Source organism: Crassaminicella indica (assembly GCF_019203185.1).
Lineage (GTDB): Bacteria > Bacillota > Clostridia > Peptostreptococcales > Thermotaleaceae > Crassaminicella > Crassaminicella indica.
Genome location: NZ_CP078093.1, coordinates 2,618,258 through 2,644,621 on the forward strand (window position 1 = coordinate 2,618,258; position 26,364 = coordinate 2,644,621).

20 protein-coding genes, 3 pseudogenes and 1 riboswitch are annotated in these 26,364 nt (G+C 30.0%); of the genes and pseudogenes, 9 read left to right on the forward strand and 14 right to left on the reverse strand.

Annotated elements, in window-relative coordinates:
* Nucleotide 1 precedes the first annotated feature (1 nt).
* The 4 genes from KVH43_RS12535 to KVH43_RS12550 all read right to left on the reverse strand — a co-directional run bounded on the left by KVH43_RS12535 (nucleotide 2) and on the right by KVH43_RS12550 (nucleotide 3,747).
* Nucleotides 2–1,534 (reverse strand): YifB family Mg chelatase-like AAA ATPase, encoded by a 1,533-nt coding sequence (locus tag KVH43_RS12535; protein WP_218282856.1) that lies wholly within the window; start codon nucleotides 1,532–1,534, stop codon nucleotides 2–4.
* An 85-nt stretch (nucleotides 1,535–1,619) separates the two neighbouring features.
* Nucleotides 1,620–1,979, reverse strand: coding sequence for a YraN family protein (locus tag KVH43_RS12540; protein ID WP_218282857.1), 360 nt, complete (start codon nucleotides 1,977–1,979; stop codon nucleotides 1,620–1,622).
* Between the two features lie 271 nt (nucleotides 1,980–2,250).
* Complete coding sequence (locus tag KVH43_RS12545; protein WP_218282858.1) at nucleotides 2,251–2,694, reverse strand: hypothetical protein; 444 nt, start codon at nucleotides 2,692–2,694, stop codon at nucleotides 2,251–2,253.
* 12 nt (nucleotides 2,695–2,706) lie between these two features.
* Nucleotides 2,707–3,747 (reverse strand): nucleoid-associated protein, encoded by a 1,041-nt coding sequence (locus KVH43_RS12550; RefSeq protein WP_218282859.1) that lies wholly within the window; start codon nucleotides 3,745–3,747, stop codon nucleotides 2,707–2,709.
* Between the two features lie 159 nt (nucleotides 3,748–3,906).
* Here KVH43_RS12550 and KVH43_RS12555 point away from each other — a divergent pair, with 159 nt between their 5' ends.
* Genes KVH43_RS12555 through KVH43_RS12565 form a run of 3 tightly spaced genes read left to right on the forward strand, consistent with a single transcriptional unit; the run spans nucleotide 3,907 to nucleotide 11,122 of the window.
* Nucleotides 3,907–8,826, forward strand: a complete 4,920-nt coding sequence (locus KVH43_RS12555; protein WP_218282860.1) for a nucleotidyl transferase family protein — start codon at nucleotides 3,907–3,909, stop codon at nucleotides 8,824–8,826.
* Nucleotides 8,827–8,837: 11 nt separating this feature from the next.
* Nucleotides 8,838–10,079 carry a Rossmann-fold NAD(P)-binding domain-containing protein gene (locus KVH43_RS12560; RefSeq protein ID WP_218282861.1) on the forward strand — a complete coding sequence of 414 codons (1,242 nt, stop codon included), beginning with the start codon at nucleotides 8,838–8,840 and terminating at the stop codon, nucleotides 10,077–10,079.
* Nucleotides 10,076–11,122, forward strand: a complete 1,047-nt coding sequence (locus KVH43_RS12565) for a flavodoxin family protein (RefSeq protein WP_218282862.1) — start codon at nucleotides 10,076–10,078, stop codon at nucleotides 11,120–11,122. The genes KVH43_RS12560 and KVH43_RS12565 overlap by 4 nt, the downstream gene beginning before the upstream one ends.
* Before the next feature lie 419 nt (nucleotides 11,123–11,541).
* On the opposite strand, the gene KVH43_RS12570 is transcribed toward KVH43_RS12565, so the two are convergent.
* Entirely contained in the window at nucleotides 11,542–12,573 is a 1,032-nt protein-coding gene (locus tag KVH43_RS12570) for a hypothetical protein (protein ID WP_218282863.1), read from the reverse strand.
* Between the two features lie 322 nt (nucleotides 12,574–12,895).
* Between KVH43_RS12570 and KVH43_RS13465 the strand changes: the two are divergent.
* The 3 genes and pseudogenes from KVH43_RS13465 to KVH43_RS13475 all read left to right on the forward strand — a co-directional run.
* A pseudogene (locus tag KVH43_RS13465) lies at nucleotides 12,896–13,030 on the forward strand (IS3-like element ISBce13 family transposase); the annotation flags it as partial.
* 4 nt (nucleotides 13,031–13,034) lie between these two features.
* Nucleotides 13,035–13,142: pseudogene (locus KVH43_RS13470) on the forward strand (IS3 family transposase); the annotation flags it as partial.
* Between the two features lie 84 nt (nucleotides 13,143–13,226).
* The gene (locus KVH43_RS13475) at nucleotides 13,227–13,391 is read left to right on the forward strand and encodes a DDE-type integrase/transposase/recombinase (protein ID WP_420829656.1); all 165 of its coding nucleotides are present in this window, start codon (nucleotides 13,227–13,229) and stop codon (nucleotides 13,389–13,391) included.
* A 417-nt stretch (nucleotides 13,392–13,808) separates the two neighbouring features.
* Here KVH43_RS13475 and KVH43_RS13325 read toward each other — a convergent pair whose 3' ends face one another.
* The 3 genes from KVH43_RS13325 to KVH43_RS12585 all read right to left on the reverse strand — a co-directional run bounded on the left by KVH43_RS13325 (nucleotide 13,809) and on the right by KVH43_RS12585 (nucleotide 15,384).
* Nucleotides 13,809–14,414, reverse strand: coding sequence for an IS630 family transposase (locus KVH43_RS13325; protein ID WP_255547769.1), 606 nt, complete (start codon nucleotides 14,412–14,414; stop codon nucleotides 13,809–13,811).
* The gene (locus KVH43_RS13330; protein ID WP_255547756.1) at nucleotides 14,377–14,922 is read right to left on the reverse strand and encodes a helix-turn-helix domain-containing protein; all 546 of its coding nucleotides are present in this window, start codon (nucleotides 14,920–14,922) and stop codon (nucleotides 14,377–14,379) included. The genes KVH43_RS13325 and KVH43_RS13330 overlap by 38 nt, the downstream gene beginning before the upstream one ends.
* Before the next feature lie 183 nt (nucleotides 14,923–15,105).
* Nucleotides 15,106–15,384: a hypothetical protein gene (locus KVH43_RS12585; protein WP_218282864.1), complete on the reverse strand. Its 279-nt coding sequence runs from the start codon at nucleotides 15,382–15,384 to the stop codon at nucleotides 15,106–15,108.
* Nucleotides 15,385–15,943: 559 nt separating this feature from the next.
* On the opposite strand from KVH43_RS12585, the gene istA reads away from it, so the two are divergent.
* Together istA and istB are read left to right on the forward strand one after the other, a co-directional pair.
* The gene (gene istA, locus KVH43_RS12590; protein ID WP_218282865.1) at nucleotides 15,944–17,239 is read left to right on the forward strand and encodes an IS21 family transposase; all 1,296 of its coding nucleotides are present in this window, start codon (nucleotides 15,944–15,946) and stop codon (nucleotides 17,237–17,239) included.
* Nucleotides 17,232–17,984, forward strand: a complete 753-nt coding sequence (gene istB, locus KVH43_RS12595) for an IS21-like element helper ATPase IstB (protein WP_218282866.1) — start codon at nucleotides 17,232–17,234, stop codon at nucleotides 17,982–17,984. The genes istA and istB overlap by 8 nt, the downstream gene beginning before the upstream one ends.
* A gap of 34 nt (nucleotides 17,985–18,018) precedes the next feature.
* Here istB and tnpA read toward each other — a convergent pair.
* From tnpA to pflB, 5 genes and pseudogenes are all read right to left on the reverse strand, one after another.
* Nucleotides 18,019–18,396, reverse strand: a pseudogene (gene tnpA, locus KVH43_RS12600) (IS200/IS605 family transposase); the annotation flags it as partial.
* An 84-nt stretch (nucleotides 18,397–18,480) separates the two neighbouring features.
* A complete protein-coding gene (locus KVH43_RS12605) occupies nucleotides 18,481–19,320 on the reverse strand; it encodes a tyrosine-type recombinase/integrase (protein ID WP_218282867.1) in 840 nt (279 codons plus the stop codon).
* A 157-nt stretch (nucleotides 19,321–19,477) separates the two neighbouring features.
* Entirely contained in the window at nucleotides 19,478–20,200 is a 723-nt protein-coding gene (locus KVH43_RS12610; RefSeq protein WP_218284172.1) for a YebC/PmpR family DNA-binding transcriptional regulator, read from the reverse strand.
* A 171-nt stretch (nucleotides 20,201–20,371) separates the two neighbouring features.
* Nucleotides 20,372–21,076 carry a pyruvate formate-lyase-activating protein gene (gene pflA, locus KVH43_RS12615; protein ID WP_218284173.1) on the reverse strand — a complete coding sequence of 235 codons (705 nt, stop codon included), beginning with the start codon at nucleotides 21,074–21,076 and terminating at the stop codon, nucleotides 20,372–20,374.
* 13 nt (nucleotides 21,077–21,089) lie between these two features.
* Entirely contained in the window at nucleotides 21,090–23,321 is a 2,232-nt protein-coding gene (gene pflB / locus KVH43_RS12620) for a formate C-acetyltransferase (RefSeq protein ID WP_218282868.1), read from the reverse strand.
* A 67-nt stretch (nucleotides 23,322–23,388) separates the two neighbouring features.
* Nucleotides 23,389–23,470, reverse strand: a riboswitch (ZMP/ZTP riboswitch).
* Between the two features lie 168 nt (nucleotides 23,471–23,638).
* On the opposite strand from pflB, the gene KVH43_RS12625 reads away from it, so the two are divergent.
* Nucleotides 23,639–24,907 carry a CCA tRNA nucleotidyltransferase gene (locus KVH43_RS12625; RefSeq protein WP_218282869.1) on the forward strand — a complete coding sequence of 423 codons (1,269 nt, stop codon included), beginning with the start codon at nucleotides 23,639–23,641 and terminating at the stop codon, nucleotides 24,905–24,907.
* A gap of 9 nt (nucleotides 24,908–24,916) precedes the next feature.
* On the opposite strand, the gene KVH43_RS12630 is transcribed toward KVH43_RS12625, so the two are convergent.
* On the reverse strand, nucleotides 24,917–26,251 hold the full coding sequence (locus KVH43_RS12630) for an amino acid permease (protein ID WP_218282870.1): 1,335 nt from the start codon (nucleotides 26,249–26,251) through the stop codon (nucleotides 24,917–24,919).
* Nucleotides 26,252–26,364 lie beyond the last annotated feature (113 nt).

Sequence of the window (26,364 nt, forward strand, 5' to 3'; positions counted from 1 at the left end):
TCTATTGGCTCCAAAATTTCCTATCTAGATTTCTATATTGAATAGCCTCTGCAATATGTGTTGTGTCAATTTTAGTACTACCTTCTAAATCTGCAATAGTCCTGCTCAGCTTTATAATTCTATTATAAGCCCTTGCACTCAACTTTAATTTATTAAAGGCTTCTTCCATTAATGCTTTTTCTTCAGAACCTAATTTACAATATTCCTTCATTATTTTAGGAGTTAACTGAGAGTTGAATAAAATATTATATTTTTTATATCTCTCAAGTTGAATTTGCCTTGCTTTTTCAACATCTTTTCTTATTTCTAAAGAAGATTTTGATTGTTTTTCTGTTGTTAATTCTTCATACTTTATCGGAAAAACCTCTATATGCATATCTATTCTATCTAATAGAGGTCCTGAAATTTTAGATAAATATTTTTTGATTTGCCACGGAGTACAAGTACATTCATGGAATAAATCTCCATAATACCCACACGGACATGGATTCATACTAGCCACTAAAATAAATTTAGATGGATAGGTAAGAGTAGTATTTAATCTTGAAATAGTAACAACTTCATCCTCAATAGGCTGCCTTAACATTTCTAAGACACTTCGTTGAAATTCTGGCAATTCATCTAAAAACAATACCCCATAATGAGCAAGAGATACTTCTCCTGGTTTAGGAACCCTCCCTCCTCCTACTAGTGCAACACTTGAAATAGTATGATGTGGAGAGCGAAAAGGTCTTACCTCCATCAAAGCTGCATCATCCGCCAATTCTCCTGCAACACTATATATTTTTGTAACCTCCAACATTTCTTCATATGTCATAGAAGGAAGTATAGTTGGTAGACGGCGAGCCAACATAGTTTTTCCTGATCCAGGAGGTCCAATCATTAGTATATTATGTCCCCCTGCTGCTGCAATTTGAAATGCTCTTTTAACCATTTCCTGTCCGATCACATCTTTGAAATCTTCTCGTTCATTACCGCTATAACTATTCTTTTTTCTATCTATTTTATAGGGGTTTACAATAAATTCCCCCAGAAAATATTTAACAATATCTTTTAGATTATCAAACGGATAGATTTCAACATCTTTAATCATTGCCGCTTCTTCTGCATTTCTTTTCGGTAATATAATTTTCTTTATTCCTTGACTTCTGAGTGCAATAACAAGGGGTAATACTCCAGTAACCTTATTTAAACTCCCATTCAATGACAATTCCCCTATAAAAGCAAATTCTTTAGTCTCTTCACTCGCTATTTGATTTGATGCTTTTAAAATTCCTAATGCCATAGGTAAATCAAAATGTGTTCCTTCTTTTTTTGTATTTGCAGGGGCCAAATTAATAGTAATTCTCTTCATAGGAAAATCAAATCCAGAATTTTTTATTGCAGATCTTACTCTTTCCTTTGATTCCTTGACAGCTGCATCTGGTAATCCTACAATAATTAAAGCTGGTAACCCATTAGATATATCTACCTCAACCTCTGTAATATTACCATCTAATCCTTTTAATACACAACTATACACTCTAGATAACAATTAAATACCTCCTTTATGTAAACTCAAAAATTTAAAGCAAGCTTATCAATTCATTTCTTTGATCCTTTTATAATCATTACAATATTTATAAGATTATATTTTCTATATGGTTTACACTAGGAGGTTTCGAAGGAAAAACAATAACTTCTATAGCATCAAATCTAAAATTATAATCTTCTAATTTAAAAACCTGCATATAGTACTGTCCTACCTTCAATAAATGCTTTTTCTTTTTCGCATTTATAGCTTCAATAGGTCTGCCAAAAGCTAGATTACTTCTTGTTTTAACCTCAACAAATATATACGTATAATCTTTATATGCAATAATATCTATTTCTCCGAGTTTGCATCGATAATTAGACTGAACAATTCTATATTGAGATTTTCTTAAATATTCCGTTGCAAATTTCTCACCAAATGCGCCTAAATTCTTTATAGAATTCATTTAAATTGCTCCTTACATATAATGAAATTTATTTCATATTTCTTCCTTATAATTTTATTTTGTATTTTTTCTTTTTTTATATTTTTTATACATCCTAACTTTTTGTTGTGAATTTTTCATTTATTGATTTTTTATTCCTGCATATTATCAAATGTTTATTTAAAAATTTATATCTAAATAAAAATAGTGCGTAAAGCTCCCTATTATAAAAAAAGAAGCTTACGCACAAAAGTTAAAACTCTCTATCTTTATCTAAATATTTTTATCTTCCTTACATATTATCCTCTTCTGCTTCTATTATTTCCGAATAAATAAATCTGTCAACAATTATTTCGCTTATATTTGGATTGTTTTTCTTTAATGATCCATAAATAAAATGAAATAAATCATCTGATAAATCCTTATAATTTTCATGTATATTTACAATAACATGAATAATTGGTTCACATATATTTTCAAAAAATTTTTCTTTCATTTCTTCATTTGGAAGTTCTGTATCAATGTATCCTTTCCATAAAGGCTGTTCCATCATCATTTTTTTATTATTTTCTGGAGATATATAATGAATATAAATTTCACAAATTCCCTCTTCTTTTCTAATATTACTAAAAATCCAAGCTTGAGAACTATCAGTAATAAAATGTGCATTCATGTTTACTGGTATCCCTTTTATCGCTGTAATATTTTGCTTAGAAATGTTTAAAAATTTCAACATAGCTTATCCTCCTTATTTTTCTTGAAGCCTTCTTACATTTTTTATCATAATATTGATGGTTCCATCTCCATTTCTTATTATTTCAAATTTCATTCTATCTTCAAAATCTTCATATCCTCCCTTGATCTCTATGCCTGTATCTGTTTTCATGATTCTCTTCTTCATTTTCTTTTCAACCCAAGATTTATCAATTTCAAAAGCTTCAAGTTTTAATCCTTCCTGATCCATATGATTGATAAAATTTTCTTGCATTTTTATATCATTTCCAAAAACATTTTGGCTAAACTTTTCTATGTCTACTTCTGCGCAATTTTTAAAAGAAGAAATAACTTCTTCTCGTAGCTCCTGTGCTTTGTCAATATCTTCTTTCAAATTTTTTCTTGTCCATTTTTCTGCTGCTCTTTTAAAGATCTTTGTCTTATCTCGGCTATCTAATAAAACATCACAGTTTAAAAAATCATTTATAAAAAATTGTGCAATCTCACCATCTTCATCTTTCCCATATATTTGTTTATCTAAAACAATCATATCATACTCATCATTCTCATCTGCCGCTTTTATAAAAGCACATTTTTGCAATCTTTGGCTCATTCCAGGAAGACCTATTGTCTGAGGAATGATAGAAACTTTTAATTTATCATCAACAAATTCTACATCATGAATAAACGATTTTTTATAATCTAATTTTAAAATTCCAATATAATCTTTATCCTCTGCTGTATATAAACAAACCACCAAATCACAAGAAGAAATATTATTATTACTCTTCATAGCCTTAAATAATTGTTCAGCGATAGCTTTTGAAGCATCTATAAAGCTTTCTTCATTTTTAAATATATTATAGCAAGCTTCCTTTACAACACTTAGTCCACCACGAAATTTTCCTTTTCTATTTTCTTCATCCTGCAAAGATTTAATAATATGTTTTTCTAAAAATTCATGAATATCTTCATTGATTTCCTGTTCAAAATCTGTAAGTATAGGAACATCTCCATTTCTATCTAATACATGAATAATTGCCTTTTTAAGGATTATCGCATCTGTATTTCTCATAATTTCTCTCCTCTGATCATGATAATAGTAATTTAAATTATACTACAGTTCTCATGAGGTTAAAAGATTTAATCCTTTTAACCAATCTATATTATACAAAATTTCTGTATTTTACGATATAATATTTATAGCAATAAAAGTGATTTCAAGGAGGTATTTATGGAAAATGCAGCAATTATGCAATTATATGATAAAATTTCTAGCAAATTATTAAATCTTCACTGGTTAGAAAAATTATCATTAGATAAAATATCAATAAAAAAACATATTGTAGACTTTTCTTTTTTAGAAAAAATAAAGTACATGCTAGATAATCAAGACTATAGTTGTAAAGCTGTACTAAATTTATGTGAAAATATACTAAACCAAATAGCAAAAGAACACGCTCCTGATAATTGGCTTTATTATATTTATCAATTTACTTTAGAAAAATCTTTTCCTCATGCAGTAGAAATTCCTCTTAAAAAAAATCTTGATCCTGCTTGTTATTTGTATTTAGAGATTTTAAGAATCATCTCAGATTTTCAAAAATTTGCAGAGGACTCTACTTGGCAAAGTCAATATCCATTGATCTTTTTAACAGAGGAAGAAATCAATGATCTTGAGGACCCTACAGAATATAAACAATTTTTAACTGCATTTCATGATAACTATGTATATGAAATGATGAAATTGAATCATGAAGTAGCAGGGTACAATACTATAGATCACATATGCGGTGTACACTATCTTGCTCTTTTTATTGCTAGACAACTAAAAAAAAGCGGTCTACCTATAGATTTAGGAAGAGTATCTGGTGCTACAGCTGGACATGATATCGGCAAATATGGTTGCAAAAAAGATGAACAGCATAGAGTTCCTTATCTTCATTATTATTACACTGATTTATGGTTTTCAAACCAGCATATTGTTTATATTCGCCACATTGCCATAAATCATTCTGTATGGGACTTAGAATTAGAAAATTTATCATTAGAATCTCTTATATTGATTTACTCTGATTTCCGTGTCAAAAATCATAAAGATGAAAACGGAAAATTTGCTATGCATATATATAGTCTTTCAGAATCCTTCAAAGTAATTTTAGAAAAGCTTGATAATGTAAATACAAAAAAAGAAAAAAGATATCGTCGTGTATATGCAAAGCTAAAAGATTTTGAAGATTATATGATTCATTTAGGTATTCATATAAACCCTAATCCTAAAGTACTAATGTACCCAATAGAGCATAAAAAAAAGAAATTTCACTATGCGTTGATGCAAGGAAAAGATATTATCCATAATGTAAAATATCTTTCTATTCATCATAATATTCATTTGATGTATTTACTTCGCAACGAATATGCTCTTGAATCTATATTACAATCAGCACGCAGCGAAAAAGACTGGACAAATCTTCGTGAATATCTAAGAATATTTGAAGAATATTCTACTTATTTAACTCAAAAGCAAAAGCTGATCACTTTAAATTTTTTATATGAAAACTTAATTCATCCAGAAGATGATATAAGAAAACACTGTGCAAAGCTTATAGGTGCTTTAATTGCTATGTTTGATGAAGTCTACCGCAAAGAAGTACCAGAAAATGTGAGTTTGCTTCCCCCAGATACAACTAGTCTCGAACTACTAAAAAAATATTTAAAGCTTTTTATTTTTCCTGATCACAAAATAATTCCAAAGCATCAAAAATGGATTGGCTATAGTTTGAGTACTATGGTTGCATCTTTATTTAAACATAGCAAAGCAAAGCATAATAAACATTTTCTTCCTCAAGCAGACAATTATATCGATTTGCTTTTGACATATTATAATAAAAATATTTATCAAAGAGAAGAAATAGCCTTTTATCTTCTTGAAACATTGAAATATATCCCTATAATCCATAACGATTCACGATTTGACAGTTTATTTGAATTCTTGTTTGAAATGCTTCAGGAAAAAAATGATTCACTAAGAATTGCTGCTTTAGAAACTACTTATAGATTGATCAGCCATATTCGTAGCAGTAATGTATTAATGGATAAAATTTCGTCAATCCTTTTAAATAAAAGAGCTTTATCAAACTATACAACAGAAAATTTCCTAAAGCTAAAAATTGCAATCAATTTAAATAACGATATGTTAATGCAGCATGCTTCTTCTTTTAAAATAGATAAAAATAAAATAACTTCTATGTTTTTAAGTAATTTAAAAGCAGCAATAGAACCAATTATAAAAAAAGTTCAAACAGAAGTATTATTAGAATATGCTCTTAATGATCCTGAAAATAATGGACTTCAAACAGCCCTTCATTTTTGTAACTTACTAAAAATGAGTGCATCAGATCAAATCAGAACACGAGCTGGTGAAGCTATTTTAGAAATTGCTCATTATTTATCCTTTGAACAAAGAAATGAAGTAGCTGTTGAGCTATTAAGTGCCCTTGAAATAGATAATTACCAGTTTGCAGAATATATTCCTCCATTTTTAGGTCAATTAATATTAATGCTTCAACCAGTAGAATTAGATGAGTTAATTGATGAATTTATGGAAAAAATCAAACAATCAAGCACGATCCTTAGTTCACTGCTTTTAAAAACCCTTGGCGTTGCTATTGCTAATTATCCAAAGTATGCACTATTATTTCATGAAGATGAAGAAATTTTCCAAAATCGCCTAAAAAAAATGCTTGGTATTTTATTAAATGGTCTTGTTAGTTATAACCCTAGAGTAAAACAAGCAGCTTTTTCAGTCATTGGTAAAGAAATATTTGGATCAAATTATCTAAGTTTTTCTGAAAAAAATCATATTTTTCAATTTATCGCTAAAAAAATTCTCACATTACTTACAGATAATCAAGAAGAAACATTATTATTTTTAGGAAATGCTGCAGCACTACATCATATATATAGATTTATTTCTGATTATATATTCTTTAAGGGTAATTATGATCTTCCAATTCCTGAAAAAATAGCTTTTTTCCCTGGCACATTTGATCCATTTTCCTTAAGCCACAAACAAATTGCAAAATCTGTAAGAGATCTTGGATTTGAGGTATATCTTGCTATTGATGAATTTTCTTGGTCAAAGCAGACACTTCCTCATCTTCTTAGAAAGAATATTGTAAATATGTCTATTGCTGATGAACTGAATATTTATATATATCCTGAGGACTTTCCTACAAATCTTGGAAACCCAGAGGATTTATCGCAATTAAAAAATAATTTTCCTTATTCTGAAGTACACATAGTGGTAGGAAGTGATGTGATTTTAAATGCTACAAGTTATCAAAGCCCCAAATTTGAAGGTTCTATACACACTTTCCCCCACATCATTTTCGAAAGAAATCATCTTTTACCTGTTAAAAAGAACCATATTCCTCTTACTTCAGCTATAAATAAAATTAATGGAAAAGTTACCGTTTTATCTCTCCCCTCACAATATAACGAAATTGGTTCTATTCAGCTACGCAGCTATATAAATGATAATAGAGATATTTCTAGTATTGTTGATCCTCTAGCACAAAAATATATATATGAAAATGGTTTTTACCGAAGAGAACCTCAATACAAAACACTTATGCAGGATATGTCTATAGAAATTGACCTTATTGAACATATGGATATGGACCTCATTAATCAATTATCATATGAGGTTTGTAAAGATTTTGAAGATGCTCGTGAAAAATTTATTCAGTTTTTTAAAAAACCTTCAGCTAGATTATTAGTAATAAAAGATATGAAGGATCATGGAAAAATTATAGGTTTTTCAGCCTACCACCGGGTACAGCTTAGCAGCTTATTTTATGACTTAAAAGACAGCAGGGTTTCTGAATATATTCGGGAACACTCACAAGGGCGAATTGTCATTATTGATGGCATTTTCACACTTCCTTTAAAAAATCAAGAAAGAATGGAGCAGATTCTACTAACTGAGACTTTGTCCTTTTGCTTGGCTAAGGATTATGAATATGCTATTTTTTATAATATGCTAAAGGATTATACCTCTTTGTCTTTAGAAGAAATATTAAAAATACAAGGTTTTCAAAAACTTTCTTTTAGTAATGAGAACCATCCTGTTTTTGTTGTAAATATGAGTTCTCCTTGTACATTAAATTTAGATATGGAAACAATCATTAAAGAACCCTTTAGAAGCAATAAAAAAGTAATAGAAGCTATCCTTCGTTCCAGAAAAAAACTTCAAAAAGCTTTGACAAATCTTTATCCAGGAAATCTTATTTTATCCTTTGACAGAGATATGCTTCATAATACTCTTGTAAGAAAAATTTGTGCAGAAAACAATGTACCCACAACGCCATTAACTCCTCGTAGGTTAGGACCAAATATGTGTGTACCCTTTGGTACAATACTCAATAGAACTATTATACCAAACACTGTAACCAAATCTTTGCATACTGAAAAACTATTTTTACCTGATATGAAGGATTTTATGATAGGACCTTTTCCACACTACACAGACCTTGAAATACAAATTAAAATGCTTCGCTCCTTCAATAGACCTATTATTTTAGTAGATGATATTCTTCATAAAGGCTATCGTAATAATGTTATTCATCCATTGCTCAACAAAGCAAATATAAAAGTAAAAAAGACTATCGTAGGCATTCTTTCTGCTAGAGGAAAGGAGTTGATGGAAAGACAAGGTAGACGTGTAGATAGTGCTTATTATATTCCAAAATTAAAAGCTTGGTTTAACGAAAATGCCATGTATCCATTTTTTGGAGGAGATACAGTATGGCGAGGCAGTACCCCTCAGAGAAATTTAGTACCTTCGATCAATTTAATACTGCCTTACACATCTCCTACATTTATTAAAGATGCTTCAAAAAATTCGCAATACACACTATCAAAAATTTGTATTCAAAATGCAATAGATATTTCTACAGTTATTGAAAATGAATATCACAATATCCATGAAAGAAAATTAACACTGGCATCCTTAGGTGAAGTATTTATATCCCCACGCTGTCCAGATCATGGCAAAAATATGAGGTATGATTTAAACTTTGGACCATCTGATTATTTACAAAACGATTTAGAACAGCTAAATCGTCTTGAACAAGCTATACTGAATAAATAAGGAGGCGCTATATGTACTATTATAAATCAGAAAACAAAATATTTATCTCAGAAAAAGAATATAAAAATATGAAAAAAATCTCAGAAAGTGAAGCATCCTCAAGCCGAGAAATTATTTATTTACTGCATGAAATCGATCCTGAAAATTCTCGCAGAAGTTTTTCTGTAACAGATCCGTCCCTTGCGTTTTTAAATAAAGAAGGTATTCATCTTCTACAAAAATCTAAAACTAAAAAAACATTGCCCAGTTGGTTAATTTCAAAAATAATTGAAAGAAAGGTTAAAAGCATCAATACAGCTTATCCAAATTGGAAAAATGCTTTAGATTCTCCATTCCCTGAGCAATGGAGAATTCATATAGCTGGTATGGGAGATGTAGGAGGAACGCTTGTAACAGGTCTTCGTTTACTAGGAGGAGAAAAGATTTCAAAAATTGGTATTTACGATAAAAATATCAATCATATAAAACGCTGGGAATATGAAATCAATCAAATTCTTTCTCCTTTTACGCAAAAAAAATATCCTGAAATATCTATTATCTCTGAAGATAAAATATTTGATTGCGATTTATTTATTTTCTGTGTTTCTGTAGGTGTGCCACCTATTGGAAAAGAAAAAAATGACGTTAGAATCGCTCAATTTGAAGGAAATGCAAAAATTGTAAAAGCTTACGCAAAGATGGCACGAGCAAAAAATTTCAAAGGAATATTTGCAATTGTATCTGATCCTGTAGATTTATTATGTAAAGCTGCATTTTTAGAAAGCAATAAAAATGATGATGGCAACTTAGACTTTAAGGGGTTAGGAGCCGACCAAATCAGGGGATATGGGCTTGGTGTAATGCACGCACGTGCTGCTTATTATGCAAATAAAGATCCTAAATTAAGGCACTATTTAAAGCTAGGGCGAGCCTTTGGGCCTCATGGTGAAGGACTTATTATTGCTGATAGCATTCAAAACTATAATGAAGAATTATCTAATATACTTACAGAAAAAGCTAAAACAGCAAATCTAAAGGTACGTGCTACTGGATTTAAGCCATATATTGCACCAGCTCTATCTTCTGGAAGTTTATCAATAATTGCAACAATCATGGGAGATTGGCATTATAGTGCTACCTATATGGGGGGTGTATTTATGGGTGCTAAAAATAGAAATACTCCTACGGGAATAGAAATAGAAAGATTAGAATTACCAAATTCTCTAATCAACAAATTAGAAAATACCTTTAAATCTTTAAGGAGAATCCTATGAGTCTTTATGTAATTATTCCCGGGGAAATATCTAACTCTCTTTATAAAATGGTTAAAGCTGCAACTAGTCACATTGATACCACCACAATAAAATCGCCACATGAGCTTCCTGATTTGAGAAATAAAAAAATACTCTTTATCGTTCAGCTAAATGAATTAGGATATAACCATGCTTTCTTTGAAATGCTTTCTGCTTTATATCATAAAGGAATAGATGCACTCTTTGGTGCAACCGCTGGAATGATTATCCATAGTCCTAATGAGCTGTATACAAAAAGTAGCGCAAGAAATATTATTTTCTTAGCCAATCAATTAGGCTGTCGTTTTATAGGTCATCCCATGATTGAAGCCACTGGAAGTTTCAATAACTTCCGAACATGGCAAAAAACCTATAATTTATCCTTAGAAGAAATATGCCATAAGCTATGCAAAAAACTTGTTGACAGATTGATAAAAGATAGCCCTGTATTGATTACTAAGCCTAAAATTCTAGCTCTTCATTCTAGTTCCTATAAAACCTCTAATACCCTTATGCTTTGGAGCATGGTAAAAAAACACCTTGCCACTTATGAAATAAAGGAACTCCACGTTGAAAACGGAACTGTTAAAGACTGTATTGGATGTTCTTTTAAAACTTGTTTGCATTATAGTAAACAGAGCAGCTGTTTCTATGGAGGCTTTATGGTAGAAGAAGTTTTACCATCTATCGAAAAAGCAGATGGAATCGTATGGTTATGTCCAAACTACAATGACGCTGTATCAGCAAATCTTATGGCTGTCATAAATCGATTAACTTCTCTTTATAGAAAAACACCTCTTTATGATAAATCACTTTTTTCAGTGATTGTATCTGGAAACTCTGGAAGTGATTCTGTTGCAAAGCAGCTCATTGATGCTTTAAATATCAATAAAGGCTTTAGACTTCCACCATATTTTACTTTAATGGCTACTGCAAATGATCCAAAAACTGTACAATACATACCAAGCATTGAAAAAAAAGCTGAAAGCTTTGCACAAAACATTTTGCATCAAATCAAAGCATAATAAAGACTGCCGCATATGCAGCAGTCTTATTTTACGTTTCCAAAAATATTATAAAAAATTTAGTTGCCATTATTCATAAGCTATGCTCTACTCCTCTGGCATATCCCAGTTATGATAGATTTGTTGTACGTCATCATCTTTCGGACTGAATTATGATATATCATTTACACTATTTTTTGTAAGTTTATCACAATTTAGCCTTGTTTTCAATGGTGTCAAAAAACATAATTCAGACTTTTATTGTATAGCTTGAATATGTCTATCAAAACCCACACCAAATCTCAGTTTACCTCAAAACATCTTCCCCTTCTTCTTTATAACCAACCTCAAAAAATCAAGACTTTTTTCATTTAAAATACCAAAAAAAATAAATCAAGCAGGGCATTAACTCTTCCCTGCTCTTTAGTAAGTTATGATTATTATTTATCGCTGTAGTAAAATAATTCAGCATTAACCCTATTTATAAATTCACTATTCAATATATCCATTATCTGCTCTGCTGTTAAATTTTCTGTAAAAATATTCCTTTCAAAATACTCTAGCCATGAATATATTATTTTACTTGAAGTATAAAGACCAATCAACTCTAATGCAGAAATAACACCAAATATATATACGCAGTTTCTAATCATATTTGCATATTGAAACACAAATTCCTGTCCTATATACATCATTAACAGAAATAAGACAGCTAAGCATATAAATAGAAATCTTTCAACCATCAAAACTCCTTTTTCAATTATAGGTATTTTGTTTTCAAAATAATCTCTTCTTCGTCTTATTTTTTCAATTTGATTTTCTTCAAGTTCAAATTTTTCTATAAGTATAGCAATAATATCTTTCTCATTTTCATCTTCCTTATGTTTCCATAAATAGTTCCTATACAAAACCCATATTTTGCTCAATAATATTCTAGTAACATCTACAACTAAGAAAAGATAAGAAACAAATACCATTTTTAATAGAACATATGATGAACTTATAAATTTTGAAGAATCCATTAGAGGTACAATTATCTCTTTAGCAATATTTATATTCTTATATAAATACCAATATCCCCAAGCAACTCCTATATGATAGATACATTCAATAATATGCCCTAATAATAATACTTGTTTATCTAATTCACTGTATTTCTTTATGTTTATACCTTTTATTGTGCTTTGACGATAAATTGAATTTATTAAAAACCATCCAATTCTATAAACAATATTTATAGATATTAACAAGAATACAAATATATATATTTCATATATTTTATCTGAATCGTTTTTAATATTTATATCTGATAAGAAGGTTACTAGCTTATTCCCAGCAGTGATAATAAAAATAATTAATGCAGCGATTTTAAATGATGAGAGGTTCATCTTCCTAAATTCTTCTACCCTTAATGTTCTTATATACTCAATCAGCTCTGACCTATTAAATTCAGAATTATGTATTTCTTCCATAGTGTATTACTGCTCCTTTCTTTTTTACAATATTTACCATATATTAAAAGCAATTATATTACACAATGGAATTTTTTACAATATATTTTACCTATCCACCCATCAAAATCATTACACCAAATCTCAGTTTAACCTATAACCCCTTTCCTCTTTTTGAACGAGTTTCTTCATTAATATGGTGTTAGTATAGAATCATGGACACACTTAGTTTAACAAGATAAACTATAATTAGATGAAAGAGTGTGTCCGTATGAATATTAATGGTAAAAGATACAACGAAGATTTTAAACAAACAATTATTTAATTATATAACTCTGGTAGTTCAGTATCAGAGTTAGAACGTGAATATAGTGTAACTAGAACAACAATCTATAAATGGATTAAAGAAAACAAAGTAATCAAAGTAGAAGATCAAGAACCTATTACTCCTAAAGATATAGATGAGATGAAAAAGTAAAAAGCGTTACGATGCTCCTAAAATTAGACAAATACTAAAATCTTGTGGATGGTCAGTAAGTCTAAAAAGAATACAAAGGTTAATGCAAAAGCTAGGTATTAGATCAATTGTTCATAAAAAATTTAAGCATTATTCTTCTAAGTGTAATGAAATAATAGGTAAAAATATCATCAAAAGAGACTTTACAGCTACTTGTATAAATCAAAAGTGGGTAACTGATATTACCTATATTTATACTATTAAAGATAGTTGGTGTTATCTAGCATCAATAATGGACTTATATACAAGAAAAATCATAGGTTACTCACGGATTAACCCCCTATTATTGGACACTATCTTAAATTTTCTTAAGATCACATAGTATTTCAGCTTTTTCTAAAGTTGTCATGTAACTCTCGATCTGCCCTTGACATTGAATCTCTGTATGCATGATGTAATGCTCTTAAGACAGCATTAAAAGTGAAAGAACTTGCCTTGTTAATAGGCTATCATGCATGCCCTCAATATCAAGGGTACGCTCTGCCGGACATAAGTATAGCTTTTATAGCGCATCTCATTTGTATTCTGTAAATATTCATAATACTCATTTGGAGGCATAAACTTTGTAGATGAATGGATTCTTTTCGTATTATATTTTTTCACGAACTCATTAACTTATCTATAAATGACTCCAGACCAATTTGAGAATAATTTAAAGTCAGCTTTTTAATTTGTTATAGATAAACCATTTTTAATGATTAGTTATCCATTACAAATAATGGTAAAATTCTAGGACTATTTACGCAGCTAATAATCCTATATCTGGTAATTTATAATAGTAATTTCTGCCATAAACAATAGATTTTATGAGTTCTTTATCTTCATTGAATTGGTCATAAAGAGAGGCGATTTCATCAAACAACACTTCTATATTTTCTCTAGCTCCAATATTAAAGATCTTGTTTTTGAGCAGGTTCCATATATTTTCTTGGGGATTAAGTTGTGGTGAATAAGCAGGTGTATTGATGAGAACAAGTCTTTCTTTATTTGACTCCCAAAACTCTTGTATTTTCACATTGTTGTGTGTTCTAGCATTGTCTAAAACAAGATATACCTTCTTACTAGGATTACACTCTAATAGGTATTCCATGAAGCTTTGTATTTCCTCGCTGGTTATACTTTGTTTAGCTGAGTATATATCAGCAACTGTATCAAAATTTTTGGTGATTTCTGTGGCGCCTATGATATTTACACCTTCATGAGAACCGTTACTTTCTAATATAGGGGATACCCCCACAAGGCTCCAACTTCTCCTATTATCCGATTCGGTTCTTAGACCTGTTTCATCCATTACGTATAGAACACTTTCAGAGTCGTTTTCTACAGTAGATACTAAATCTATCATTTTTTTTAAAGGCTTCCTGTTCGGATTTTACACCTTTTGTTGGTTTTTTCTGAGCTCTTTTAAAACTAAAGTTGTTTTTGTGAAGGATATTACGTATAGTTTGTGCACATACTCTGACCTCATAGTTTTGATACAGATAGTCAGCTAGAAGTTGAGCCGTCCATACGTGACCTAATAGACCAAAATTATTAGGAGTAGTATGCATAACTGTTTTTAGAAGATCATCTTCCATTTCAGCAGTAATTTTACAATTAGAAGGAACTTTTCCTCTACGATCTTCTAGTGCCTTTATTCCTAAAGCATTCCAACGCTTGATATAAACATAAATATTTACATCTGATTGTAAGAGAAAATCTGCTATTGCTTTAACTTTATAACCTTCAGCAAGCATTATAATTGCTGTAAGTATATTTCGTGCTAATGCTACGTTGTGGGTATTTCTTAATTTTTTCAATTCCTTTATGGAATGTCCGTGAAGATCTGCTGTTACGATTGTTGGTCTACTCATTCATCTCATCTCCTAAGGGCTTTTTCCTTAGGGTGTGGAAAAAATCACTTAAAAATGCAGCATAGCCGAGAAATTAAACTGATTTATCTATAAACTTTTTGTGTTCAAAATATTGACATAAGCCCAAGAGATAAGAAAATAAAAATCTGGATTTCCTACCAGCTTTGTTAAAATCTTAGTTTACTATAATTTTTTATTAGTCATTTTGTTATCTTGCTCTTTAGATAATTCAAGTTCTTTGTCTATCTTTTTTTCTAATTCAATATATTCCGCTAAAGATTCTTTACCTTTAACATGCCTTGAACCTCTTTGCACTTCTTTCTTTTTGTTTTCTAAATTGCTTGAAACTGTATTGATATCCTCCGAACGAACAAATGGACATTTAGGATTATTATATTCTTCTGCTTTTTGTATTGCTTCTCTAGCATTTTCTTTTATATATCTATGTTCTACAATATTCAAAACTTTTTCCTCCTATATCTATTAAAAATAGTTTCATTGCTTACAACTTTTTATTTTAGATAAATCTAACAGTTAGTCTAATTCCCATTTTTTATTTTTTCAATTTTTCATAATAATTTATAATATATTCTCTTTAAACTTACTAACTAAATTACCTTATATTATTTTTACATGTTGGGCTTATGTCAATATTTTGGACACAAAAAATTTAACAAATTAAAAAGCTGACTTTAAATTATTCTCGAATTGGTCTGGAGTCATATAACCAATACTACTATGTATTCTATTTCTGCATTATGTTCATTTTTTTAATATATATATATTATACCAGTATTTTGATTACATCTGCATTAATTTTATAATTCAATTCACCTACGCTAACTAAAGTATTTGTCTAAAATAAATATCCACCAGCTTAGAGGTGGTTTTTCCTAAGCCCTATAAGGGCAACTTTCCAGCATATAAGTGATAACATAAGAATGTAAGAAAATGATCATATAAGAATGCACAATTACTGCAAAACAATATATAATTATCTCTGAAATTAATGGAGGTAATTATGATAATAAAAAATAATATAAATACAAATATAGAAATTAATACATTAGAAGATCTTCATAAACTGAAACCTTTCATGGAGGTAGGAAACTTGAAAGTGAATAAAAGCCAAATAGCAAGAGAATTAGGCGTTGATGCTCGTACTGTTAGTAAATATATAAATGGCTATACTAAGCCCACTACAAGAAATAGTTCATCCAAAATCGATAGATTTTATCCTATAATCAAAGAATTATTAAGCGATGAATCAATACAAGTATTTTATTATAAGCGTGTATTATGGCAATTCTTAAAAGACAATTATAGCCTTGATTGTGCTCAATCATCATTTCGTAGGTACATTTCTAAGCATGAAGAATTTAATAATTATTTTAAGAAAAGGCGAAAAAATTATGCATCTAGCGTTGCCCCTATGAGATATGAAACGTCCAAAGGACAACAAGCGCAAGTAGATTGGAAGGAGAACATGGAGTTTGTATTAAGCGATGGTGAGATAATTAAAATAAATATATTTGTGATTATCCTTTCTTACTCAAGATTCAGAGTTTATAGATTGTCACTTAGTAAAACACAAGATATTTTATTATCCTTCTTAAGCGAAGCTTTTGAAACCTTCGGAGGTGTCCCACATGAATTATTAACGGATAATATGAAAACAGTTATGGATGAACCAAGAACCAATTATTCAAAAGGAAAGGTAAATGCAAAATTTCAACAGTTTGCAAGCGACTATAATTTTAAGGTTTGTCCATGTATTGCTGGCAGACCCAATACAAAGGCAAAAGTAGAAGCTCCAATGAAGCTATTAGACGAGATACGTGCGTATAATGGAATGTTAAATTATGATAAATTAAATCAACTTGTAACAAAGCTTAACAATAGAATAAATAGTACATGTCATACTGCAACAGGTAAAATACCCATTTTACATTTAGAAAAAGAAAAAGACTCCTTATTTGAACTTCCTAGGGAACAAATAAGAAATCTTTATTCAATCACAACAGTATCTGTAACAGTAAATCCTCAAAGTATGATTCATTATAAATCAAACCAATACTCTGTACCCCCAGAATATATTGGAAAGAAGCTACAGCTACAAATATATGATGGTCAAATACACATTTATTATAACACAAATTTAGTTACTATTCATAAGGTGAAAAATCAAAAACTAAATTATCATCCACAGCATTATGTAGCAATTAGCTCTTTGACTTTAAATAATCCACTTGAGGAAATAGAAACGATTGCAAAAAATAACTTGAAGATGATAGGAGAGATATACCAGAATGAATAGTTCATACACACAATTAGTAAAAAACCTAGAATACTTGAAATTAAAACAAATGATTACACATCTAAATGATGTAATAGACTTTATAAACAAGAATAATCTTTCTTTTGTAGAAGGACTTACTAAACTGACAACCCATGAAATCGACTTCAAAGAAGCAAATATGATTCGTTCAATGGTAAAAGTAGGGGCTTTCCCTCATACAAAGGAAATCAAGGATTTTGACTTTGATTTTCAACCAAGTATTAATAAGCAACAAATTTTAGATTTTGCAACTCTACGGTTCTTAGAATCGAAAGAAAATATTGTATTTCTAGGCTCTAGTGGGGTTGGTAAAACACATTTAGCTACTTCAATAGGCATTGCAGCAGCTAAAAAAAGATATAGTACATATTTTATAAAATGCCACGATCTTCTTCAGCAATTGAAGAAAGCTAAACTAGAAAATAGACTTGACGCTAGGTTAAAACATTTTGCTAAATATAAATTGTTAATTATTGATGAATTAGGGTACCTTCCAATCGATAAAGATGATTCAAAGCTATTTTTTCAACTGATAGATATGAGATATGAGAAAAAAAGTACTATCCTTACAACAAACATAAACTTTAATAATTGGGATGAAGTTTTCTATGATGCAATAATAGCTAGTGCTATTTTAGACCGAATTCTACATCATGCTCACATTATTTCTATTAGTGGAAAATCATATAGACTAAAAGATCATTTTAAACAAGATGCTGAGTAAAAAACTACATTTTTAAATGATCAAAAAGTTACATTCTTAGCTTGACATTTATAGCCTTTTTATTTCTTCCTACTGTATCTACATAATGTCCTCTACACCAGAAATGTCTATTCCCATATCTATATTTTAAGTTTGCAAACTTTTCAAATATCATTAAACTACTTTTCCCCTTTAAATAGCCTACAAAACCTGACACACTCATTTTTGGTGGAATTGAAACTAACATATGTATATGATCAACACATGCATTTGCTTCAATTATTTGAACTCCTTTCCAATCACATAACTGTCTTAATAGCTTTCCTATTTCTGCTTTCTTTTTTCCATAAATCTCTTTTCTTCTAAATTTAGGTGAAAAAACTATATGATACTTACAATTCCATTTTGTATGTGATAAACTAGTACTATCCATATAGGATACCTCCTTTGATTTTAGAATCAACTGGCGAAACCTATTCTATTTTATCAAAAGGAGGTTTTATTTTTCTGCTCATCGCTAAAGCTTTTCAGAACTCACTCGAACAGATGCATGTCCTAGCAATCTGGAAACAACATGAATATTTTTATTAATTTCTAAAGATTTTACTGCAAAATAATGTCTTGCAGTATGAGGGGAGCACCTCACTTTTTCTCTTATTTTACATTCTTTTTTTACTTTTTTAAAAATATGTTCAATCGCACTCACTGTAAGTGCTTGTCCTGTTCGGCTGATAAATAGATTATCACTAAATTCACTATCTGTAGTTTTATCATATGCTTTTCTTATTTTTAAATATCTATTTATATATTTTTTGAGTGGTACACTCAAAGACACAAATCTCTGTTTATTTCCTTTTCCATTTATTAAAATTCTGTCTTTTTCTACATCTTTAAGTTTAATATCAATTAATTCAGAACATCTTACTCCTGTATCAAAAAATAAACTCAACATAGTTTTATTTCTAGCATTTAAAAACGTACATAAATCAAAATAATTAATTATTCTTTGAACTTCTTCATCATTGAAAATAATTTTAATTTCTTTGCTTTCATTGATTGTCTTTATGTTGTTCATCGGATTTTTAACAATATATTCTTCTTGCTCACAAAAATTAAAAAATACTTTTAAATTTCTTTTTAGAACATTAATATACCCACTTTTACATCCTTTATCAATTTTTGATTTTAAAAAATGTTTTACATGAACACTTTTAATTCTTGATATTTTTTCAATTTCTAATTCATTTTTACAATACAGCAAAAAATCAGTTATAATATTTTTGTAACTCTTTAATGTTTTTGGAGATAATTTTCTATACTCGCAATCAAATAAAAAATCTTCTAGTTCTAATTTCATAAAAAATATCACACCTTTCATTATTTTAAAAAGTGTGATATATCATAATTCAAACGTATTTTTCACCTAAGTTATTTATCTCAATTAAGGTAAATATTACTATTATTTTTAACATCACCATGCTTATACCCATTGAAATAACTTAATTTCATTTGTTTTATTCACAATCCCAGTTATGATAGATTTGTTGTACGTCATCATCATCTTCGAGCATATCTATAAGCTTATTCATAGATTTGATTTGTCCTTCATCATCAAGCTTTACTGTTGTTTGAGGAATCATATTTACATCAGCTTCTAAGAATACATATCCTTTTTCAGCTAGTGCATTTTTTACATCATAAAAATCCTCCGGAGCTGATAAAATTTCATACACTGCTTCATCATCTGTTATAAAATCTTCTGCTCCTGCTTCTAATGCTGCTTCCATTAGTTCATCCTCATTGTATTCGTCTTTCTTTTCAATAAGGATTTGTCCCTTTTTATCAAACATAAAGCTTACACAGCCTGGAGTTCCTAAATTTCCACCATTTTTATCAAAGTAGTATCTCATATTGCTTCCTGTTCTATTTCTATTATCTGTAAGTGCTTCTACAATAACCGCAATACCATTTGGTCCATATCCTTCATATGTGATTCTTTCAAAATTATCACCGTCTGTTCCACCTGCACCTTTCTTAATAGCTCTATTGATATTGTCATTTGGCATATTAATAGATTTTGCTTTATCTATTGCATTCTTAAGTGCTGCATTATACTCTGGATCTGCTCCACCTTCTCTTGCAGCAACAATAATCAATCTTGCATATTTTGTGAACATCTGAGCTCTTTTAGCATCTTGTTTGTTTTTTCTGTTCACAATAGTTCCGTGTCTACCCATATATTTTATCACTCCTTAATCCTTCTAAGCAATTTACAAACCTAATTCTATCATAAAATGAAATTTAAGTAAATAAACGACAAAGCCTCATACATACAATCCTTCTACAATAGCAACTCCCTTAGCATATCAGGTCTTAACTCAAAAAACCTGATTATCTCAGGTTTTTTGTTAAACAATATTTAAATATTTTTCAAGCTCTAATATTCTCTCTTTACACATTGGCTCAATCCCATCTAATTTATAAGGGATTCCCATTTTTTTGTACTTATTAACCCCCAAATTATGATATGGAAGCAACTCAATTTTTTCCACATTTTTAAACTCCCTTATCATATTTTTAAGCTGCTTTATATGATCTTTGCTATCTGTTATTCCTGGAACAACCACATGTCTTATCCATAATTTCATATGAGCATTTACAACTGCTTCCTTAAATCTTTCAAAGCTTTCAATATTTCTACCTGTTAATTTCTTATATCCTGTATCATTTACATGTTTTATATCTAAAATTACTAAATCTGTATATTTTAATATTTCTTCATATTTTCCTTTTCCAAAACCAGCAGTATCTATGGCTGTGTGAATATTATTCTCTTTACATAATTTCAAAAAATCTATTAAAAACTCAGGCTGCATAAGTGGATCTCCTCCTGAACAGGTTACCCCTCCTCCTGAAGCCTTAAAATATGGTTTAAATCTTAATATAATTTTCATTAATTCATTTACTGTTATCTCTTCTCCTTTATGAATATCCCAAGTATCTGGGTTATGACAATAAACACATCTTAATTTGCAACCTTGAAAAAACACTACCGTTCTTATACCCGGACCGTCTACAAGTCCCATGCTCTCTATTGAATGAATTCTTCCTATCATATAGTTCCCTCTATATGACCATATTCTTATGGAATGTTCTACTGATCACTTCTAATTGCTGTTTTCTCGTAAGTCTATTAAAATTAACAGCATATCCAGATACTCTGATAGTTAATGAAGGATATTTTTCTGGATAATTCATAGCATCTATGAGTGTTTCTCTATTTAATACATTTACATTCAAATGATGTGCACCTTGAGAAAAATATCCGTCTAATATGCATACTAAATTATTCACTCTAGTATATACATCTTTACCTAAAGCTTCAGGTACAATTGTAAATGTATTTGAAACACCATCTTGACAAACATCCTTATAAGGAATCTTTGCAACAGAATTGAGTGATGCTAAAGCACCACTTTTATCTCTTCCATGCATAGGATTTGCTCCCGGTGCAAAAGCTTCTCCCATCTTTCTTCCATCTGGTGTTGCACCTGTCTTTTCACCATATACCACATTTGAGGTGATCGTGAGTACTGATAAAGTATGCTCTGCACCTCGATATGTCTTATGCTTCTTTAATTCTTTGATAAACTTTTTCACTATTTCAACAGCAATTCCATCTACTCGATCATCATCATTTCCATACATAGGAAATTCTCCATCTATTTCAAAATCTACTGCTATGCCGCTCTTTCTTATTGGTTTTACTTTTGCATGTTTTATTGCACTCAATGAATCTGCTACTACTGAGAGTCCAGCTACTCCAAAGGCCATAATTCTTCCTACATCTGTATCATGTAAACTCATTTGCCCTGCTTCATAAGCATATTTATCATGCATATAGTGAATAATATTCATAGTATTTACATAGAGCTTTGCTACATATTCTAAAACCTTAAAATAATTTTCTTTCACTTTATTATAATCTAATACATCATCTTCAATCTTTTCAATTTCTGGCACAACTAAAATTTCTTTTTTCTCATCTATTCCACCATTGATTGCATATAAAAGAGCTTTTGCAAGATTGCATCTCGCCCCAAAAAACTGCATCTGCTTTCCTAACTTCATTGCTGAAACACAACAAGCAATCCCATAATCATCTCCATAAATAGGTCTCATAATATCATCATTCTCATACTGAATAGAATCTGTCATAATAGACATTTTTGCACAATATCTCTTGAATTTTTCCGGAAGCTTTTCAGACCACAACACAGTCATATTTGGTTCTGATGCTGGAGCTAAATTTGTTAGTGTATGCAAAAACCTGAAAGAAGTTTTTGTAACCAAAGTTTTTCCATTTATCCCCATTCCTCCTATAGCCTCCGTAATCCAATTAGGATCACCTGCAAACAATTCATTATACTCTGGCGTTCTTAAATGTCTTACCATTCTAAGCTTTATTATAAATTGATCAATGATTTCCTGAGCCTCTTTTTCACATATAATACCCTTTTTAAAATCTCTCTCAATATATATATCAATAAAAGCGCTTGTTCTCCCAAGCGACATAGCGGCACCATTATTCTCTTTTATGGCAGCCAAATACCCAAAATATATAAACTGAACCGCTTCTTTAGCATTTTGGGCAGGTCTTGAAATATCTATTCCGTAAGAGAGTGCCATATTTTTTATTTTTTTTAATGCTTTTATTTGTTCTGCTACCTCTTCTCTCTTTCTTATTAATGCTTCATCCATGACACCATTTAAATCAGCAAGATCCTTTATTTTTTCATTTACTAAAAAATCTATCCCATATAGAGGAATTCTTCTATAATCTCCTATAATTCTTCCTCTTCCATAAGCATCAGGAAGTCCTGTTAAAAGTCCTGCCGATCTTGCTATTTTTATCTCCTCTGAATATACATCAAAAACTCCCTGATTATGAGTTTTTCTATAATTTTGAAATACTTCATACATTCCACTATCCATTTCATATCCATAAGCCTCAAGAGCAGACTTTGCCATTCTAATACCACCAAAAGGATTGACTATTCTCTTTAATGGCTTATCTGTCTGAAGTCCTACAATAACCTCATTTTCTTTATCTATATAACCTTGTTTAAAGCTATCTATTCCTGAAATATTTTTTATATCAATATCTAATACACCTTTTTTTAATTCTACTAAACACAGTTTTTTACAAATTCCCCATACCTTTTCAGTTTTTTGTGTCGTTTCCGCCAAAAAGCTTTCATCTCCTTCATAAGGAGTATAGTTTTTTTGTATAAAGCTTCTTACATCTACTTCTTTTGTCCAATTTCCTTCTATAAATCCTGTCCATTCTCTTCTCAACCTAAAATTCCCTCCCTGACATAGATTAACAAGTCCGAGGTATCAAAAAAACATAAAGACCCCCTGGACTTGTCGCCCAGGCGGTCGGCATTTCTCAAAATCACACTCCCATGTGGTTTATTCCACTTCCGCCAGTCATGTGATCTGTTTCATAAAAATAATCAATTTTGTATTTTTATCATACCAATAGACGCATTTTTTGTCAATAATTTGGGAAAAATAATTTTTTCATAAATATTGGTAAATAATTTAATAGAGGAAATACGATTAATATATTGAACTTTATAAATCAAAATCTATATAAAGGAGAACTAAAAATGAAAATAGATATACCAAAAGAACCTGCAATAATTCTTCATTTATTAAATAATCATGGCTTTGATGCCTATGTAGTTGGTGGTTGTGTTAGAGATGCTTTACTAAAAAGAAAACCCCAAGATTGGGACATCTGTACTAATGCACGACCAGAGGAAATAATTCATATTTTTACTAGTTATTCATTAAAGGTACTAAAAACAGGTATAAAGCATGGAACAGTTACAGTACTTTTTCATGGAAAACATTTTGAAATTACTACATATAGAATTGATGGAAATTACTTAGACAATAGAAGACCTGATAAAGTCATATTTACCGATTATATTAAAGAAGATTTATCAAGACGTGATTTTACTATAAATGCTATGGCCTATCATCCTAAAAAAGGATTAGTAGATAATTTTAATGGACAAAGCGATTTAAAGAAAAAAATTATAAAATGTGTAGGAGAACCTAAAAAAAGGTTTGAAGAAGATGCCTTAAGAATCTTAAGAGGTATTCGATTTACCGCACAATTAGATTTTCATTTAGAGGAAACAACAAAAAATGCTATGTACTTGAAAAGAAAGCTTATTCAAAATATCAGCAAAGAAAGGATAAGAGATGAAATAGTGAAAATACTTTTAGCCCATAAGCCTTCAAATGGTATACTTCTTTTAAGTGATCTACATTTATTAGAATTTATAATACCTGAATTTAAAAATATTCCTAAAGATCTATTTAATCGTATATTATTCTTATTAGACAATACACCTAAAATATTAGAAATTCGACTGTCAGCATTCTTATTTTATATCAATCTTTTTTTGAATAATCCTCTAACAGTAAATAATATATTAAAAAATTTAAAGTTTGATAATAAAACAATCAATAATGTATGTTTATTAATCTATGAAAGCTTATATACACCTGATTTTTCTAGTATTAAAGATATAAAAAAATTTATGATAAGAATTGGAATAAAAAATTTAGAAAATTTTTGGGCACTTAAAATAGCACTCATCAAGGAATCACAAGCACATAGTGATTTTTCTAATATTTTAAATGTAAAAAATACAGTCGAAAAAATATTAAAAGAAAAGCATCCTTTAGAGCTAAAAGATTTACAAATTACTGGTAATGACCTCATATCACTTGGCATTCCTCAAGGAAAACAGGTAGGCATATTATTAGAACAGCTTCTTGATAAGGTTCTAGAAAATCCAAATTTGAATGAAAAGGATCAATTACTTAAAATAGCAAAAAATTATAAACCCTCTATTTCATGAGGGTTCATTTCAAGTATTATTTTTTTTATGCTTTGATATAAAATAGCATAAAGAATAAAATGCTACTAAACTTAATCCTGCTATAAGACCCAAGCCTTGTCCTTTAATCAATGGCATACTTCCAATAATTGCAATCAACAAAATAATGGCAATCCATGATGTATATGGATACCCAATAAGTTGACAATTTCCTCTTGGTGGACATCCTTCACATTTCCGAAATTTATAATGTGTTGCCAAAATAATAAGATAAGTAAATAATAATGAAAATCCTCCTGAACTAATTAAAAATAAATAAACCTTCTTTGGTAGTATAAAAGACATTCCAAGTGCTAACAACATGGCAACTCCTGAAAATATTATCCCTCTATAAGGTACATCTGTTTTATCCTTTACCCATACTGGTGCATAACCTTCATCTGCTAAAGAACGTATCATTCTTCCTAATCCAAAAGTTGCAGCAAGCATTGTAGAAAGAATAGCTGTAACCAAAACAATATTCATAATCCCAGCAGCCCAATTAATTCCTTTAGCTTGTAGTGCTGCTACAAATGGACTTACTTCCTCTGTAAGCTCTTCTGTAGAAATAAGAGGCAATAGCAATGCAATTGCTACTGTATATAATCCAACTAATCCCAAAACAGTATAAGTAATTGCTCTTGGCACTGTATGATCTGGATCAGGCGTTTCAGAAGCAGCTAACCCTATAATTTCGAAGCCTGCATAGGTAAACATTACAATCAACATACTTCCTGCAATTCCTGAAATTCCTCTAGGAAATAATGGTTCATTTTTTAATTGACCTATTCCGATAGCAGCCATATCCGGAATAACTCCTGTTACCAATACAAAAGCTATCACAATAAAACCTACAATTGCTAACAACTTTATAGCAGCTAATCCACTCTCAAGTTTACTTAATCTTTCTGCCCCTAAAAGATTTAATAATGTAATTCCTATAATAATCAGCATTCCTAAAAGAGAAACTGATATCTTCGGAAACCATACTCTTAAAAACAATGCTACTGCTGTAGCTTCGCTGGACATAGCCAATACAAGGCCTGTCCAGTATACCCATCCAACAATAAATCCAACTAATGGACCAAATTCTCTCTCTGCAAATGTACGAAATGAACCTGGGTCTGCATCAGCTACAGTCATTTCTGAAAGAGCAAAAAGAATTAAATAAACTAATCCACCTCCTAATAGATATGCAATAATTACTGCAGGTCCTGAAGCACGAATAGCAATAGCCGAACCTAGAAAAAATGAACCTCCTACAACTGTCCCTAACGCCATCATAGTAAGTCCCCATGCAGATAGACCTGCTTCATTATTTTTCATCATTCATACCTCCTCTAAAACTCCATTTATGCATAAAATTTCAAAATATATTTTGTCTTTTATTGTTGTATACTCTTTAGTATAAGCATTTATAATCTTAGATATAACTTCTT

Bases quoted from the DNA above. Each gene is read 5' to 3' on its own strand.
- KVH43_RS12625 (WP_218282869.1), top strand. From the start codon at position 23,639: ATGAAAATAGATATACCAAAAGAACCTGCAATAATTCTTCATTTATTA.
- KVH43_RS12610 (WP_218284172.1), bottom strand. From the start codon at position 20,200: ATGGGTAGACACGGAACTATTGTGAACAGAAAAAACAAACAAGATGCT.
- istA (WP_218282865.1), top strand. From the start codon at position 15,944: ATGATAATAAAAAATAATATAAATACAAATATAGAAATTAATACATTA.
- istB (WP_218282866.1), top strand. From the start codon at position 17,232: ATGAATAGTTCATACACACAATTAGTAAAAAACCTAGAATACTTGAAA.
- KVH43_RS12605 (WP_218282867.1), bottom strand. From the start codon at position 19,320: ATGAAATTAGAACTAGAAGATTTTTTATTTGATTGCGAGTATAGAAAA.
- KVH43_RS12630 (WP_218282870.1), bottom strand. From the start codon at position 26,251: ATGAAAAATAATGAAGCAGGTCTATCTGCATGGGGACTTACTATGATG.
- KVH43_RS12545 (WP_218282858.1), bottom strand. From the start codon at position 2,694: ATGTTGAAATTTTTAAACATTTCTAAGCAAAATATTACAGCGATAAAA.
- KVH43_RS12540 (WP_218282857.1), bottom strand. From the start codon at position 1,979: ATGAATTCTATAAAGAATTTAGGCGCATTTGGTGAGAAATTTGCAACG.
- KVH43_RS12555 (WP_218282860.1), top strand. From the start codon at position 3,907: ATGGAAAATGCAGCAATTATGCAATTATATGATAAAATTTCTAGCAAA.
- KVH43_RS13325 (WP_255547769.1), bottom strand. From the start codon at position 14,414: ATGATAGATTTAGTATCTACTGTAGAAAACGACTCTGAAAGTGTTCTA.
- KVH43_RS12550 (WP_218282859.1), bottom strand. From the start codon at position 3,747: ATGAGAAATACAGATGCGATAATCCTTAAAAAGGCAATTATTCATGTA.
- KVH43_RS12560 (WP_218282861.1), top strand. From the start codon at position 8,838: ATGTACTATTATAAATCAGAAAACAAAATATTTATCTCAGAAAAAGAA.
- KVH43_RS13330 (WP_255547756.1), bottom strand. From the start codon at position 14,922: ATGAGTAGACCAACAATCGTAACAGCAGATCTTCACGGACATTCCATA.
- KVH43_RS12565 (WP_218282862.1), top strand. From the start codon at position 10,076: ATGAGTCTTTATGTAATTATTCCCGGGGAAATATCTAACTCTCTTTAT.
- KVH43_RS12570 (WP_218282863.1), bottom strand. From the start codon at position 12,573: ATGGAAGAAATACATAATTCTGAATTTAATAGGTCAGAGCTGATTGAG.